Genomic DNA, 15,754 nt, shown 5'->3' on the forward strand with positions numbered 1-15,754 from the left:
GTTGCCTATTCCCCTCCGTTCTCATCATATTTATATACCTTCGTTGCACGATAATATAAGTAAATTAACAGAACAGAGAATAGAACAACGATAATTGATAACGCAGAACCAAACGGCCAGTCACGCGCACCTAAGAATTGGTTTTGAATTACGTTTCCGATTAATGCTACTTTCGATCCGCCCATTACATCTGATACAACAAACATTCCAATAGAAGAAACGAATACTAAAATAGAACCAGTAGCAACTCCTGACATTGTCATCGGTAATGTTACATTCCAAAATGCCTTTACTGGTGTTGCACCTAAATCATAAGCTGCTTCTAGCTTGCGCTTATCAAGCTGCTCAATAGCCGCATACACTGGTAAAATCATAAATGGTAATAAAGAATAAACCATCCCTAGTACTACAGAAGGTGTATTATATAGTAAATTTAAAGGCTCACTAATAATACCTAGTTTCAATAGCAATGTGTTTACAAGACCTTGTGAACGTAAAATAACAATCCATGCGTATGAACGAACAAGGAAGTTAATCCAGAATGGAATCGTTGCTAATAATAATAGAATGGAACGATATTTACGATCAACAATTGTAATTGTATACGCAAATGGATAACCGATTAATAAACATAGTACTGTTGTAATAACAGCTATCTTTACTGTTTCCCATAACGTACCCATATACAGCGGATCAAACACACGCACTATATTATCTAGCGTAAACTGCATTTCCACTGTCCCGTATGCTCCGCGCTGTAAAAAGGCGAATGCTAATACGAATAGAAGCGGAAATAAGAAAAAGATTAACAGCCACGTGACCGTAGGTAATGCGAGTAATTTCCCTTTTTTCAATTTAAGGTCACCTCGTCCTCTTGCTCCCAGCCTACGTATACATTATCTCCAATGCTCCACTGCGCTGCTTCTTCAGCAGTTTGGTATGCCATTAGTAATTCCGATGTTTTCTCATCACGTACATAAAGCTTTTCCATATTTCCAACAAACTCAATATCTTCAATATGCCCAAGATGGTATTCTTTTAAAATCGGTTGCTCAACCGAACGAACTTTTACATTTTCAGGGCGAACTGCTACGTAGTTTTCCCCATTTTTCACGATATTATTTTCACCGATGAACGTTGCAACGAACAACGTTTTCGGTTGATTATAAATTTCTTTAGGCGTGCCGACTTGTTCGATATGCCCTTTATTCATAACGACAATACGATCACTCATGCTCATCGCTTCTTCTTGATCGTGCGTTACATATATGAACGTAATTCCTAAATTACGTTGTAAGTTTTTCAATTCACGTTGCAAATCTTTTCTTAACTTAAAGTCAAGCGCTCCAAGTGGCTCATCTAATAGTAATACACGTGGGTTGTTTACAATTGCCCTAGCAATTGCTACACGTTGCTGCTGCCCACCAGAAAGCTTCGAAGGTTTACGATTACGGAACTCAAGTAACTGCGTTAAACGCATTGCCTCTTCAGCACGTTCTTTCTGTTCTGCTGCTGGTACTTTTTGCATTTTCATACCGAAACAAATATTTTTTTCGACATTCATATGTGGGAATAGTGCGTAATGTTGGAACACTAAATTCATATGACGCTTGTACGGCGGCAAATCATTAATTTTTTCATCGTCTAATAAAAGATTCCCTTTAGTTGGAGTTTCAAAACCCGCGATCATACGAAGTAAAGTCGTTTTCCCGCAACCACTCGGTCCTAAAATCGTTAAAAATTCTCCTTCTTTAATGTCTAAAGAAAGAGGTGGGATAATCACTTGATTTCCAAAATGTTTTTCTACTGCTTCAACTTTAATAATCTTTTTCATTTTCCCGTCCTATCTACCTTAAATTTAAATTTTTATATTCATGAATAAATATTTATGTTCTATAGACTATTTTTTGTTTCGATCCAAACAAAAATGGTTATTTAGCAAGCGTTCTCTTCTATTCTTTATGTAGTATGTTTGATTCATTTTCGCACGATACATATGTCGAACAGAAAAACCCCTTCCATTGCGAAGGGGCTTTTATCATACGGCTACGCCTACTGATAAACACCATCATCATTTTAACAACTTTCGTATAAATTTTAAAGCACTTTTTGTAGAAGAATAACGAATTTTCATATCGAACGCTGTAGATTGGGACAAAATGCTTTTATAATGGGAAAAAGTTCGAAAACTTTCTTTACCATGATATCCTCCTAATCCACTGCTTCCAACGCCCCCAAAAGGTAAATATGGCGTTGCAAGATGATATACAACATCATTTATACATCCTCCGCCATATGAAATATTTCTAGTAACCTTCTCTTGTACACCTTTATCCTCAGAAAATACATATAGTGCTAACGGCTTTGGATGTTGCTGAATCGTTTCAATTACATCTTCTATTTTGTCATATTCTAGTATTGGTAAAATCGGGCCAAAAATTTCATCTTCCATCACAGAGTCTTGCCATGTAACATTTGTTAATACTGTCGGCTCAATATGTAACGTTTCTTTCTTATAATTCCCACCAATCACTGGATTACCGTCTTGTAAAAATGTACATAAACGTTCAAAATGACGCTCACTCACAATTCGTACGTAGCTGTCATTTTGTAAAGCATCTTTTCCATACTGCTCTGCAATTTCATGTCGCAATGCCTTGATTAACTGTTCTTTCACTGACGAATGAACGTACATATAATCAGGTGCTACACATGTCTGCCCAGCATTCAAAAACTTGCCCCAAACAATACGTCTTGCCGTTACATCTAGCTTTGCATCTTTATGTACAATACATGGACTTTTCCCGCCAAGTTCTAGCGTAAGAGGCGTTAAATTTTTCGCCGCTGCTTCCATGACAACTTTCCCCACACCAACACTACCTGTAAAGAAAATATAGTCAAATGGTTCCTTTAACAAAGCCGTACTTTCTTCAACACCACCTTCTACTACCGCCACAAGTTCTTCTGTAAATAACTCTTCTAACATTTTCACAAGAACCTTTGAAACATTTGGCGTTAACTCAGAAGGCTTTAAAATAACTGTGTTTCCCGCTGCTAGGGCTCCAACAAGAGGCGCGATTGCTAATTGAAACGGATAATTCCATGGTGCGATAATAAGCGTTACACCGTACGGTTCTGGTACTATTTTCCCCTTTGATCCAAAATGCGTAAGAGCTGTTCGAACACGTCTTGGTTTACTCCATGATGAAATATGTTGCATTTGAAAAGAAATTTCTTTTAGCACATATCCGATTTCAGTTGTAAACGATTCGTGAATTGACTTATTTAAATCTACTTTCAGTGCTTGAAAAATTTCATCCTCAAAACGCTGAATGCCATCATAAAGCTTCTGTAAATTACTCTTTCTTATTTCTACACTTCTCGTATGTCCTTTATAAAAATATTCCTTTTGCTTATTTACAATAGAAGAAATACTCATTCATTCACCTTCTCCCACTATTTTTATCCAGTTCTTTCATTATTTATATAGAAACAACATATAAAACTTTTTTATTCGTAAAGTTACATTATATATAACTTTTTCTTTTATATAAAATTCATTGCTCAAAAAAAACTACCGAAAGAAAATCCCTCGGTAGTTTTACTGTATTAACGATATAAACGAACAGCACCTGCAGAATTATCATCAGCTTGTCCTACTACTTCAAACTTCAGACCAAGATTCGGTAAAATACGTCCTGCATCTGGAATCTGCTGATTAATATACGTCTTAGAATCATCAAACTTCGGTACGCCCGCTAAACCATTGTACGTGAACGTTCCACGCGTTGGAGATACAACTTTCCAAGCTGGCGTTTTATCGAATGAGAACGCCGCATCAGCGATTTGGAATCGTGTACTACTCTTAACCGTTGGTTTACCATTTAAAGTTCCTACAATTGCTTCTGGGTGAGAATCAACTACACCAAGGAAACCGTGTCCTGGATGTACACCCACCCAGTTATCTGTGTAAGCTGAATCCGCATACCATACCACCATACCAGTGTTATATTCTGGACCACGAGCAAATTTCAATGCTTTATCTGCACCAGCATAGTTTCTCCACTCTACATAGTAGTTATGTTTTTTCTTCTCTGTTCCATTAGATACAACGAAACCATCTAATTTTAATTGTGGTGTACCTTCTGCATCATCTGAGAATACAACTTTACCGTCTACTGTTAATGACGCATTATCAAGAGCGAATCCATTTAATGCTAGACCACCATCAGTAATGTAATCAAATGTTAATTTCACTTTCTTACCTTTGAACTGACTTAAATCGTATGATTTGTCAATCCATTTTCCATTTGTCGTATCTGCATTTCCACTATTTGCTTTCTCACCAAGACGTTCAATTAACGTTTGTTTACCGTCTTCTGTTACAGCGTGTACTTCAAGGAAATCGTAACCTGCTTCAATTTCATATAATGACTTGAAATCGAATTTCGCATTCGTTGCATTCGTTAAATCGAACAGCGGTGTCTCCATTTTTGTGTGAAGGTCATCACCTTTTGTGCTGTAATAATATTGTTTACCGAATGCTGGCTCAATCGTTTTTACATCTTTATCTGGTAAGTTAACACGAATCAGACCTGGACGATCCGACTTCGTAACACTTTGATCTAAATACGTTGCAAAACCGATACCTTTGTTTAACTTATCGTAATCTACCTCTGCGATATTCGCCCAGCTACCACCGATTGTTTTTTGGAAAAACTCTTTATTTTGCGGTGAAAAACTTGTTGGCGTTGTTCCTGCGATTTTACCAGCCCAGCTTCCGCCACTCATAATAGACCAAGCTTCAACCGGCTCACCATTACCGCTATATTGTGTATCATACTCATCCGGAAGACCTAAGTCATGACCATATTCATGTGCGAATACACCAACTGCGCCATCTTCTGGCTCAATTGTGTAATCATATGCAGCCATCTTCCCGCCCCAATACGGAACTTTCGCTTTTGTTCCTTCAATTGCGAATGGCTTTGGTCCAACTGTCCAGCGATGTGACCAAATTGCGTCGTCGCCTAATTTACCGCCACCAGCTTCTTGTCCAACACCCGCATGAATAATCATTAAATGATCGATTAAACCGTCTGGTTGATTTTTATTTCCATCTCCATTTACATCATATTGATCAAATTGATCAAACTCTGATAAATCAATACCGCTATCTACAGCTGCTTTTAGTGCATCTTTTACTAAATCACGTGGTCCTTTTGGTCCTTTATTATCATGGCCGCCATTTGGAGAATCTGCACCATAATCAGCTGCTTTACCTGGAACTGTTAACCATTTTGTAACTGTTCCATCCACTGTGTAGCTACCACCAGATTGTTCTTCATAATATTGTTTAAACGTTTCAATTTTACTTCCATCATCTAACGTAAACGGCTCGTTACCGAATAACATTTTTTCATAATGTTCTTTATTAAAATCGTTCGAATACATATAGCCAGGTTCTTTATCAATATTGTTATGTTTGAAATCAGCGTACTCTACAAGTAAAACGAGTACTTTATCTTTACGAACTTCACCGTTATACTCTTTTTGTTTTGCTGGTGAAGTTGGTACTTTACCATTTAGTCCGCCTTTAACTGGACCTGTTCCTGCTGCAGTCCCGTTTGCTGGCTGCTCTAATTTTTCTTTCGTCTCTGCCTTTGCATCTTTTACTTTCTTTAAAAAGTCAGATGCTTCTTTTGTAAGTTGGTCCCCATTTGCCTGTTCTTTGCCAGGATTTTCACCCTTCTTGTTCTCTACATACTTTTCGACCGCTTTTTTTGTCTCTTCACTTGAAGCTGACTGATCAATTACCCCACGTTTTTTTAGCGCATTTGCTAATCTTTCTTCTGGGATTAAGTGGTCATCAACTGGGCTCGTAGCTGTCTTATTCACAGGCGTTTCTGCATACGCAGATTGGCTTCCAGCGCCAAATGAAAGGCCTAAAGCAGCTGTCAAAGCAATTGTTGATAACACTTTAAATGGTTTCTTTTTCATCCCTTATTTCCTCCCCTAATAAAAAATATGTATTACATATTGAATTTTATTAAAAATTCAATATTTTTTCAATATTTAGTCATATTATGTAATTTTTTTAATATATTTGTAAAAATTTCTTAGTTATTATATGAATATATCACAATTTATTAATGTTTTCTGAAAATATTGATAAATTATAGCGAACACTTTATAATTTTTACTGAGGGAATTTAATGGGGATTTTATCTACACAATATTCGATAATTTGACACATAAATATAAAATTCAGTTCAATTATCGTCTACTATGTAGCTGCAATTATGACCAATAATTAGGGAGGAATCACACTTGTACAAAGATAAGGCGGACTCACTAGATCCAGAATGGATTGATTTAATACTTGAAGCCCTAGATTCTGGTATTGCCCTGCAAGAGATCGAATACTTTTTTCAACGTATGAAGCAAACGAGCCAAGCACAATAGCCTCGTTCTTTTTAACGAAGTTTATGTTATAATAATGACATCATAAGACGACTACACATTGATAGAAAGGTGCGCAAATATGATTGGAGAACGTATAAAACGCCTTCGTTTACAAAAAGGGATTTCATTAACAGAACTCGCCGAAAAAGCTGGTGTCGCTAAATCTTACATTAGTTCCATAGAACGGAATTTACAAAAAAACCCTTCCATTCAGTTTCTTGAAAAAATTGCAGCAGTTCTACAAATTCCAGTTGATACTTTACTTCATGATGAAACAACAACGGAAAGCCACCTGGACTCCGAATGGACACAACTTGTTAAAGATGCAATGAGCTCCGGTGTCTCAAAAGAACAATTCCGTGAATTTCTAGAATTTACACAGTGGAAGCAAAATCAAAAATAATATATATATATATGAAGGAGCATATAAGACTAGCGCTCCTTTTTTCTTTATAAAAAAAAAGCGGGAGATACCCGCTTTTTGATTTATTATTTTTCTTCGCCATCTGTTTGGTTCGCGTTGAATGTCCATTCTAAGTTTAATGAATCGCCTTGGAATTTATTTTGATCTTTACCATCATCTTCGAATACAAATTGTACCCATAGATAGTCTTCTGATCCAGCTTCTAAACCACCTTTTTCACTCCATTCAGGAGCAAAAACATCTTTAGCAACAACGTCTGGATCTAACGTTTGTAATTCTGCTAATGTTGTTTCATAAACAGGTTCACTTTGTTTATCCCAGTTCCAAATGAATTTCACTTTAATATGCTTACCAAAGTCTTCTCCAGCATTATCGCCTTTTGCATCTTTCACAGAATACTTTGTCGCTAATTTAACGTCTTTAATCGCTAAAGTACCGCTATTCTTTAATAAGAACTCTTTCTTAACAGAATCCCCTGGTTTTAAATTATCAATATTTACAAGCGTTTTAGGGTTTAATGTAAGATCTAACGTCCCAGCTGCAAATGTATTGTTTGATACTTCTTTATCGCTAAAGTAAGCGAATGTTCCTCCACCAATTAAAGATAACCCCAATGCTGCTGATGCAACTCCCATACCTAATTTCTTTTTCAGACTCACAATCAATTCCCCCTAGCTGTTTTTTGTATTTTTACATTGCTATCTCTTATTTGAAATAAGAGATATAACTAAAACTATATTAGCTAAGCTAATATTTGTTCTTTCTAAAGACCTTATGTTCATTATAACGAACAAATCTATGTAAACACAATATATATTTTCAAGTATTTTTATTTCTCAATATTGTTTTGATTTTTCAGAAAACAAAAGATTAATACTTTACTAATTTAGCACTTGCTCCACACTCAAATACATTTTATAAGAAAAAGAAAGTAAGACAAAAAGGTGAGGGCTGACGTTCCCTCACACTCATATAAACATTAATATTTTTTATAGCTATTTGCAGCTTATTCATTCGTTTTCTCTTGCACCACATTATTATTTTTCAATTGTTTCACTGGATCAGTTGAAGTAGCCTTTTCATACTCCATTTGATCAGACTGTTTATCTGTTTCTATTTTTTCTGTTCTTCTAGCTTTTTCTGCTCTTCTACTTTCTTCTGTTCTTCTGCTTTCTTCTGTTCTTCTGCTTTCTTCTGTTCTTCTACCTTCTTCTGTTCTTCTGCTTTCTTCTGTTCTTCTGCTTTCTTCTGCTCTTCTGCTTTCTTCTGTTCTTCTACCTTCTTTTGTTCTTCTGCTTTCTTCTGTTCTTCTGCTTTCTTCTGTTCTTCTACCTTCTTCTGTTCTTCTGCTTTCTTCTGTTCTTCTATTTCATTCTGTTTCTTTACCGTTTCATCTTTTAATAGTTGTTGTAGAGCCTGAATTTGTTGATCAATTGCTGGCAAACTAGCCTCTTTATCAACATAATCACGCTTCTCTTTAATACTATGAAAACCTTCATTCACATACGAGGATACTTGCTGAATTGATTCACTTTTATTCACTTTTAATTCTTCTTGTATTTGATTGTAAGGAGTTTCTATTAAAGTATATACTTTTTGTAAAGCCTCCTTCTCAGAAGCAATTCTCTCACGTCCTTGCTGCCATACAACAATTGCCTGTTCTATTTCTTCAATAGAAGTAACTTTCAATTTCGCTTTCATTTCTCCATACTCATGTCCAATATACTGTTTATGTTGCTCAGCTTGCTCCTTTAACGTATCAACTGTTTTCGGAAATATAATCGCTGTAGAAAGAGTGGCTTCTACTTTCGTTTCATGAATAAATGCAGCTTCTGTATACGTCATCATTTGAGAGCCTAAATAAAACGTAATAGAGCACATACACGGCAATATAAGCATCTTTTTTAATTTGCGAGGTGTTTTCAGCATCTGAATCTCTCCCATCGAACAATGTGTTCTTTATACAGAACGTTACTTTCATTATAATAAAGACTTGTACAAAATGATAGCCATATCCTAGAAAATACATTCCAATCCACGCTATTTAACTATAAAAGGGGCTATCAAGGTGATAGCCCCTTTTATATTATATTATCTTTCTGTACCATCTGTTTGTTGTGCATCAAACGTCCAAGTTAAATTTAGTTTATCGCCTTGGAATTCATTTTGGTCTTTTTTATTATCAACAAACTCGAATTTCACTGTAAATTTATCCGACTTACCTGCAGAAATACCTTTTTCATCCCAGAACCAAGCAGATAAATCATTATCTACCGCTGTAAGTGTGTCACCCTTCAATTTATCTAGCGTTGTTTCTTTTACAATTGTTTCATGCTTATCTACATTTTTTAAGAATGTTACTTTAATATGTTTACCAAAATCATCTTTATTGTCGCCCTTCGCATCGATTACTTTGTAATCTGTTTTTAGTAAAACTTTTTTAATGTCTAAAGAGCCTTTATTTTCTAGTTTAAAATCTCTTTTAATTGTATCGCCAGGCTTTAAATTCGATACATCAACAACTGTCGATGGGTTTGCCGCTAAATCAAGTGTACCAGCCGCAAATGTATTGTTTGACACTTCTTTGTCGCTAAAGAATGCAAATGTTCCTCCACCAACTAATGCTGCTCCTAGTACTGCTGATGCGATACCCATTCCTAATTTTTTCTTTAAAGTCATGTCCAAATCCCCCATAATATATATTTGTTAACTTCCTAATAGGAAGATATAACCAAAATAACTATACGGATTGTTCTACTTTTTTATCTTTCTTTTCCCCATCGATACTACGAATAGCACCAAAAATAGAAATTGCGGAATAGCCAAGTAAAAAGACTCCAGGAATAATAAGAAGTAATGCAGCTCCCGCTTTTGAATTCGCATAATTCAGTAAATAACCAACATACGGTACTGTAATGTCTCCGTACTTTCCAATTACGTTCTCTGCAAGTACTGGCTCTAAATCTGCTCCGTTGTTGTTATCCCCTTTTGTTTCATACATTACTTTTCCATTTGTATCTTTCACACCGATAATACGGTGAGTGATAATTTTGTTATCTTTCTCTTTAAACGTAATAACATCGCCTTTTTTATATTTAGAACCATCTTTAGTTGGCTCTACCGCAATAATTGATCCTGTTAAAAATGTCGGTTCCATCGATCCTGATAACACTGTTTTAAATTGATATCCCATCACAGTCGGATCCCCGCCACTCGCTTTTGACGAAATAACTACAAAAGCTAAAAAAACCATCAATGCAAATAAAACAAATGAGATAACGTTGCTAATAATCTTCCAAACTAATTTCATCGTATCTCTCCCTCTCCGCTGTTTTATATTATTTTGAAATTAATAACATCCATATTGTTCTTCAAAAAGAACATATACAAATAATATAACGAACAAATAAGAAATGCAAGGTCGAAATTTACAATTATTTGTAAAATTCGAATTTTTAATCAACATCTCTTTTTAAACATATGTTAATACAACAAAAAACTGCGAACAAATTTCTTCGCAGTTTTCATAACAACTTACTTTTCCTCTGATTTAACCCCTTGTTTATTACGACGCAAAATTACATATAGTAGTGCGCCAAATAATACAATACCTCCTATTCCAATACTTATCATTTTTACATTCGAGTCCTTTACTTCAGGCTCCACTGTATCTTTTTTTGGCATCGCAAAAGTAACATCTTCTTTTGAAAGAACGTTAATAGTCGCGATCGTTTGATTGTTTTTCGTAATATCAACTGCACCAACTATCTCACCACGATGAATTCCTTTATGATACAAAGATTCTTTATCTAATGACGCCGCTCGGAAAGTAGTTTTCACATTTTTCCCTTCATCTTTCTTAAGCATAAGATCTACACTTTTTTCAAGTTCACTATCAACATCTTTATTTAAATACGTTGTCTTTTGATGCCAATTATTTTTATCTAGTACAGTTTGTTTCGCAAATTGGCCAAAAGAATATTCAGCCATCTGCTTTAAATCTTCATAAATTTCAGGTCTTTGAGAAGCCATCACTACATTTATTATGCGATTTCCATCTTTCTCATTTAATAAAACGAGCGTATTACGCGCTTCATTCGTAAAACCCGTCTTACCACCAATACTATATGGATTTTCAAAATAAGTAGACTTATTAAAAATAGATACTGTCTGCCTAGATGTCGTAACCGTCGTTCTTTTCGTATTCATCGCTTGCAAAATTTCAGGATACTTTTGCACACCTCTCGTAATCATCGCCATATCATACGGCGTCGTATAATGATTCGGATCATGCAACCCATTTGGCGTTACAAAATGACTATCTTTAGCTCCTAATTGCTTCGCCTTTTCGTTCATCATATTGGCGAAATTTTCAACACTTCCTCCAATATGCTCCGCAATCGCATACGATACATCATTCGCACTTAACACCATTAAAATCATAAGTGCAGTATCTCTATTAATAGTCTCACCAGCTTGAAACTCAATTTGATAATTACTCTTCTCTTGATCTAATGCTAATTGCGAAAACGTAAATTGATCCTCTGGCTTCGTATGCTCCATCAGCAAAATCGCCGTTAACACTTTCGTCATACTAGCAGGAAACGCACGATGATGTGCATTTTTGTCATATAGGACATCTCCTGTTTTCGCATCAATCGTAGTCGCAAACTGACTAAATACATTTGGCCCTTCCGCAGGTGGCGGTGCCACTTGCTCTGGATTCACTCCAACATTCGTCTCAGCATATAACGTCATAGGTGTCAAAAAAAATAAACAAATAACTATAACAAAAGCCGAAATTTTCTTAAAATTAACCATATGACTCTCCCTTTTCACTTTACTTTCACACTCTATCAAATGACTCTACCAATCTATATATAATTTGTATTAAATTGGAAGAATATTCACTATTTTTTACTATATCATATTTTTACGATAAAGAACATAAATATACAATAAAAAATAAGAAGGAATTACTCTTTCTTATCCTTCTCATCGATCAACGAGTCTATTAACTTTTGTCCAGCTTCCTCGGCCGTAATCTCATCCGTCATCCCCATAAATGACCAACCTTTAGAATCGACCCACTCAACAAACTCTTGCAAAAACTCATCATGTGTAACATCCACATCAAGAATCGAACCATTAATCGAAATCGTTCTATTTCTAGACACACGCATCTTAAACGTTTTTCTTACCATTACAACTATTCTCCCTCTACTCCTGTATATTTATAAAATAATCTTGTACTTCTGTTATACATGATTTCTTGAAAATTGTAAAAAGGATATATTGGCCAATTTAAATATTAAAAATAAAAATCTCTTATCCTACATAACCTTCATCCGATATATAATTGGTCATAAATTACTGAATACATCCATATAAAAACAAAACAACTTACATTTTATCACACCAAATACAATTAACTTTAGTACAATGAAATGGAATATATTAGAAAACATTAAAAATGAGGAGGAACTTCATGGCGCGTTGTACATATTGTAAAACGAAGTGGAAAATAAAAGATGTATGGTCGATACTCGTGACTTTTGAAAAAGATTGTCCATATTGTTTTGGAAGACAATATCTATCAAAGAAAACATTGAACGCTATGCCAGAACTTATAAGCTTACCTTTACGCTTCTTATTCCCTTTTCTTGTTGATTTAAGTGATGAAAGCCCTCTGGATTGGTATCGGAAATAATATAACAGCTACATTCAAAACCTACTTTCTATTAAATTCCCTTCTTATTAATTATCCCTTTATTCACTACTAGTATGATTGCACATGCTTCCCCTTTAAAAACTTACTATAAAAATATTGTAAAATTTCAGTTAATTATATATAATTACTTTAACATAATTATTAAAGATGCTAATACATAAGCATTTTTGAAGATCCCGTAGCTCAGTAGGGAGAGCGCCACCTTGACAGGGTGGAGGTCGCTGGTTCGAGACCAGTCGGGATCATACGAAAAACCCCTTGATAGTCAAGGGGTTTTCTTTATGTAGAAGACCTTTGTCTTTTTTTAAAAGGTAAATTCTTTGCTTCTTGGTCAAGATTTGGTCAATAACTCTCTTTGGGTCAACGGTTCCGTATTTTGTGTGAATTTTAATTAACCATGTATATTACTTCCTAATTCTGAGATGTATTAAAATAGCAGGGGAAAAAATGGCTTTCCTAAAGCTGGCAGCGTAGAGGTCTGGTGTTCAAATCCCCTCCACTCTATTGACAAAGGAGGGGAAAAAATCTTGATTTATCATAGTCTTTTCTTTTTCTCTTTATCATTCTAAGGAATCACCATTCTTGCGAAAATGCCTTTTGGTAACGCTTTGGTCACTCCTATACTTCTTTAATAATCTCGTCTAATTTACGGACGACCTCCTCTTGCATAGTTGGAAGCACATGCGAATACGTGTCAAGCATAACTTTTATGTTACTATGCCCTAGCCGTTCCGAAATGATCTTAACGTTTATTCCCTTGGAAAATAACAAAGTTGCATGAGTATGCCTTAAATCGTGGAAGCGGATTTTAGGAACATCAGCTGCTTCAATCAGACGATTAAAAGTCCTTCTAACATTGGTTGGATTATGAGGTGTTTTATGCGACGTACAAGCTACTAAATCTAAGTCCTCATAAATGGGCCCAAAACTAAGATTCTCTTTTGAAACAGTTAATTTACGTCCCTTCAGCACCCTTACCGTAGCCTCAGATAAGTTAATGGTTCGTAGGCTTGATTTGGTTTTAGCCCCTCTTATAAATTCTTTACCACCATGGCTTAATGTTTGCCTAATGTGGATTAGCCCTTTTTCAAAATCTACATCCTTCCAACGCAATCCAAGTATTTCTCCTTGCCGCATTCCCGTTGTTAATGCCAAATGAAAGACAATATAGACAGGGTCCTCTTTCGCTATCTTGAGAAATTGATTCACTTCTTCTCCATTCCATACCGCCATTTCTTTTTTATTTGCTTTTGGCAACTTAACTTTCGCTGCCACATTTTTAGGAATCAGTTCGAAGTCCGCCGCATATTCAAGCCAGTTCCTAACAATTTCGTAAACTTTTTTTATGGTCGAGCTACTTAGGCCCTCTTTATTCAAATTATTAGTAAATGATTGAATGTGAATTGCTGATAACTTTGATAAGGTGTAGTTACCCAATCCAGGGACAATTCGACTTCGAAGGTAGTCCTGATAAACTCTTGCTGTCTGAATGCCAATACTGTTTTTCTTTGTTGTAAACCAATCGTCCAAGTACTCTTTATATAGGCTAGTAGATGGCTCAATATATGTACCTGTATTAACTGCATTAAGAGCTTCAGTAAGGGCTTGCTGGGCCTCTTTCTTTGTTTTATATCCTCGTTTTTTCTTTTGCTTTCGTTTTCCATCTGCACTGTATCCTATGGTAAACTGATAATACCAACTATTACCTTCTTTTTTTATTGTTCCTTTCATTTCAATCTCTCCTCATTCAGAAAATAAAAAGTGCCAAACCGCTTAGAAGACGGCTGGAGCACTTTTATAGAAGAGAGTGCACAGAGAAATTGGTTAGGAGAAGATAAAATTTGGCTAATTCCAGGCTTAAAGGAGGTAAAACGATGGTCAAGCCAGGTTGAAATTTTTACTTACAGGGAATGCGCTATTCCGAGTGAAACATTCAATGCCGTTACTATTGTTAATGTTTCAAAGCAGCGAGCTATGTACCCACCAGTGGAAAATGCTATACTAGAAGGTTTGGGCGGTAAGCTCCCTAAAAATTCACTTAACTTATGACTAACTTCAAGCAACGTTAACTTCATCAATACTAAAGATTCTTTTAAAATGGAGCTTCCGTTTTTCGACGAAAATAAAATTACTTATAAAGAAATAGAGCTTAGCTTCCCTCCTGGTCCCTCTATTCCAATTTCTAACTTAGATACTCAAAAACGTGGAGTAGCATTAAAATAGCCCCCTGATAAGAGCACACTAATTGAAAGTATCAGTCCCGAAGCAGAAAGTAGCGAGTTATTTGGAGAATATATGTGGGAAAAGAAGCCAACAACAAACAGTTTAAATATTGTAGTCAATAAAGAGGGTAGAAAGTCATTTCACGTTGCATTGCTTTGGAATGAACCATTTAGAGAAATGTTTCCATTAGGTGGAGGTATTGATTTATTAAATCATAAAAATCACTTAAAACATTGTATAAAAAACCTTGAGAAAAACTTAGATAATGTAGCTTCACAAGCTAATAGACTTACAGCAGTAGGATGGACAACTCTTGAAAACCAAATAATCTCAACTGCACTAGTAACGGAAGGTTTGGAAGCGTTATCGTTTAACATCGAAGGACGTTTTAACATAGCAGCGAACTGTTTTAAAGCACTACTCGAACATGAACGATATAATGAGATCTTTCATTCCAGAGTAAATGTTACTCGTATTTTCGGTTGGGAAGGTTACTTTTAGTGGGAATTAAATAATTTGGTGAATGTAGAAAAGATACCTATTAAAACATGTGAATTATGTGGAGGTCTAATCTCCGGTAGAAAAGATAAAATATACTGTAACAATAATGATAATGCCGATTGTTTCAAACAGAGAAGGAGTGCGGATAAAAAAAGGGAAAGGAGTAGAAAGTAGATAACTCCTTTTTTCTGCATTACTAAAAAATTTATCTCATCATAATTCCACTTAACAAAAGATATGAAGAAACATTATATTTAAATAAAACTTAATATTTTCTTACAAAAAAATAAATGTTGCCCCTTAGAGATGTGGTTAAAGGGTTAAAAAGGAGATTATTACTCATTAAATCTCTTATTCTACCTATTCCAGTAAAAAAGAAGGCTAACTCATAAAAGTATAAGTTAGCCCTC

Annotated in this window: 15 protein-coding genes and 1 tRNA gene; 5 read left to right on the plus strand and 11 right to left on the minus strand. The window is 35.3% G+C overall.

Annotated features, from left to right (window positions below):
- Positions 1-5: 5 nt before the first annotated feature.
- The 4 genes from potB to inhA1 all read right to left on the minus strand — a co-directional run bounded on the left by potB (position 6) and on the right by inhA1 (position 6,000).
- A complete protein-coding gene (potB, locus tag MR109_RS10895) occupies positions 6-854 on the minus strand; it encodes a spermidine/putrescine ABC transporter permease PotB (protein ID WP_025151014.1) in 849 nt (282 codons plus the stop codon).
- On the minus strand, positions 851-1,834 hold the full coding sequence (gene potA / locus MR109_RS10900) for a spermidine/putrescine ABC transporter ATP-binding protein PotA (protein WP_025151015.1): 984 nt from the start codon (positions 1,832-1,834) through the stop codon (positions 851-853). The genes potB and potA overlap by 4 nt, the downstream gene beginning before the upstream one ends.
- A gap of 237 nt (positions 1,835-2,071) precedes the next feature.
- A complete protein-coding gene (locus MR109_RS10905) occupies positions 2,072-3,439 on the minus strand; it encodes an aldehyde dehydrogenase (protein ID WP_048369543.1) in 1,368 nt (455 codons plus the stop codon).
- A gap of 170 nt (positions 3,440-3,609) precedes the next feature.
- Entirely contained in the window at positions 3,610-6,000 is a 2,391-nt protein-coding gene (inhA1, locus tag MR109_RS10910) for a M6 family metalloprotease immune inhibitor InhA1 (RefSeq protein WP_048369545.1), read from the minus strand.
- 330 nt (positions 6,001-6,330) lie between these two features.
- Between inhA1 and MR109_RS10915 the strand changes: the two genes are divergently transcribed.
- Both MR109_RS10915 and MR109_RS10920 read left to right on the plus strand, forming a co-directional pair.
- Positions 6,331-6,465, plus strand: a complete 135-nt coding sequence (locus tag MR109_RS10915; RefSeq protein WP_002170932.1) for an anti-repressor SinI family protein — start codon at positions 6,331-6,333, stop codon at positions 6,463-6,465.
- Positions 6,466-6,544: 79 nt separating this feature from the next.
- On the plus strand, positions 6,545-6,868 hold the full coding sequence (locus tag MR109_RS10920; RefSeq protein ID WP_002170931.1) for a helix-turn-helix domain-containing protein: 324 nt from the start codon (positions 6,545-6,547) through the stop codon (positions 6,866-6,868).
- 86 nt (positions 6,869-6,954) lie between these two features.
- Here MR109_RS10920 and calY read toward each other — a convergent pair whose 3' ends face one another.
- The 6 genes from calY to MR109_RS10950 all read right to left on the minus strand — a co-directional run bounded on the left by calY (position 6,955) and on the right by MR109_RS10950 (position 12,093).
- Entirely contained in the window at positions 6,955-7,548 is a 594-nt protein-coding gene (gene calY, locus MR109_RS10925) for a biofilm matrix protein CalY (protein ID WP_242272075.1), read from the minus strand.
- Positions 7,549-8,002: 454 nt separating this feature from the next.
- Complete coding sequence (locus MR109_RS10930) at positions 8,003-8,818, minus strand: DUF4047 domain-containing protein (RefSeq protein WP_242272076.1); 816 nt, start codon at positions 8,816-8,818, stop codon at positions 8,003-8,005.
- Positions 8,819-8,980: 162 nt separating this feature from the next.
- Positions 8,981-9,568, minus strand: coding sequence for a CalY family protein (locus MR109_RS10935; protein WP_048369551.1), 588 nt, complete (start codon positions 9,566-9,568; stop codon positions 8,981-8,983).
- A 61-nt stretch (positions 9,569-9,629) separates the two neighbouring features.
- The gene (gene sipW / locus MR109_RS10940; protein ID WP_071720128.1) at positions 9,630-10,199 is read right to left on the minus strand and encodes a signal peptidase I SipW; all 570 of its coding nucleotides are present in this window, start codon (positions 10,197-10,199) and stop codon (positions 9,630-9,632) included.
- Between the two features lie 224 nt (positions 10,200-10,423).
- Positions 10,424-11,710, minus strand: a complete 1,287-nt coding sequence (locus MR109_RS10945) for a D-alanyl-D-alanine carboxypeptidase family protein (protein ID WP_071720126.1) — start codon at positions 11,708-11,710, stop codon at positions 10,424-10,426.
- A 155-nt stretch (positions 11,711-11,865) separates the two neighbouring features.
- On the minus strand, positions 11,866-12,093 hold the full coding sequence (locus MR109_RS10950) for a hypothetical protein (RefSeq protein WP_000251863.1): 228 nt from the start codon (positions 12,091-12,093) through the stop codon (positions 11,866-11,868).
- A 284-nt stretch (positions 12,094-12,377) separates the two neighbouring features.
- Between MR109_RS10950 and MR109_RS10955 the strand changes: the two genes are divergently transcribed.
- Both MR109_RS10955 and MR109_RS10960 read left to right on the plus strand, forming a co-directional pair.
- Positions 12,378-12,599, plus strand: coding sequence for a hypothetical protein (locus tag MR109_RS10955; RefSeq protein WP_098789069.1), 222 nt, complete (start codon positions 12,378-12,380; stop codon positions 12,597-12,599).
- Positions 12,600-12,792: 193 nt separating this feature from the next.
- Positions 12,793-12,865: transfer RNA gene (locus MR109_RS10960), tRNA-Val, on the plus strand.
- 373 nt (positions 12,866-13,238) lie between these two features.
- Here the strand turns inward: MR109_RS10960 and MR109_RS10965 are convergent.
- Positions 13,239-14,351 (minus strand): tyrosine-type recombinase/integrase, encoded by a 1,113-nt coding sequence (locus MR109_RS10965; RefSeq protein WP_242272077.1) that lies wholly within the window; start codon positions 14,349-14,351, stop codon positions 13,239-13,241.
- A gap of 564 nt (positions 14,352-14,915) precedes the next feature.
- Here MR109_RS10965 and MR109_RS10970 point away from each other — a divergent pair.
- Positions 14,916-15,344: a hypothetical protein gene (locus MR109_RS10970; protein WP_242272078.1), complete on the plus strand. Its 429-nt coding sequence runs from the start codon at positions 14,916-14,918 to the stop codon at positions 15,342-15,344.
- The last annotated feature ends 410 nt before the right edge of the window (positions 15,345-15,754 follow it).

The organism is Bacillus cereus group sp. BfR-BA-01310 (genome assembly GCF_022664325.1).
Taxonomy (GTDB): Bacteria; Bacillota; Bacilli; order Bacillales; family Bacillaceae_G; genus Bacillus_A; species Bacillus_A paramycoides.

Excerpts from the sequence above, each read along its gene's own strand:
- potA (WP_025151015.1), bottom strand. The coding sequence starts at position 1,834 with ATGAAAAAGATTATTAAAGTTGAAGCAGTAGAAAAACATTTTGGAAAT.
- MR109_RS10905 (WP_048369543.1), bottom strand. The coding sequence starts at position 3,439 with ATGAGTATTTCTTCTATTGTAAATAAGCAAAAGGAATATTTTTATAAA.
- inhA1 (WP_048369545.1), bottom strand. The coding sequence starts at position 6,000 with ATGAAAAAGAAACCATTTAAAGTGTTATCAACAATTGCTTTGACAGCT.
- MR109_RS10920 (WP_002170931.1), top strand. The coding sequence starts at position 6,545 with ATGATTGGAGAACGTATAAAACGCCTTCGTTTACAAAAAGGGATTTCA.
- MR109_RS10930 (WP_242272076.1), bottom strand. The coding sequence starts at position 8,818 with ATGCTGAAAACACCTCGCAAATTAAAAAAGATGCTTATATTGCCGTGT.
- MR109_RS10935 (WP_048369551.1), bottom strand. The coding sequence starts at position 9,568 with ATGACTTTAAAGAAAAAATTAGGAATGGGTATCGCATCAGCAGTACTA.
- sipW (WP_071720128.1), bottom strand. The coding sequence starts at position 10,199 with ATGAAATTAGTTTGGAAGATTATTAGCAACGTTATCTCATTTGTTTTA.
- MR109_RS10945 (WP_071720126.1), bottom strand. The coding sequence starts at position 11,710 with ATGGTTAATTTTAAGAAAATTTCGGCTTTTGTTATAGTTATTTGTTTA.
- MR109_RS10950 (WP_000251863.1), bottom strand. The coding sequence starts at position 12,093 with ATGGTAAGAAAAACGTTTAAGATGCGTGTGTCTAGAAATAGAACGATT.
- MR109_RS10955 (WP_098789069.1), top strand. The coding sequence starts at position 12,378 with ATGGCGCGTTGTACATATTGTAAAACGAAGTGGAAAATAAAAGATGTA.
- MR109_RS10965 (WP_242272077.1), bottom strand. The coding sequence starts at position 14,351 with ATGAAAGGAACAATAAAAAAAGAAGGTAATAGTTGGTATTATCAGTTT.
- MR109_RS10970 (WP_242272078.1), top strand. The coding sequence starts at position 14,916 with ATGTGGGAAAAGAAGCCAACAACAAACAGTTTAAATATTGTAGTCAAT.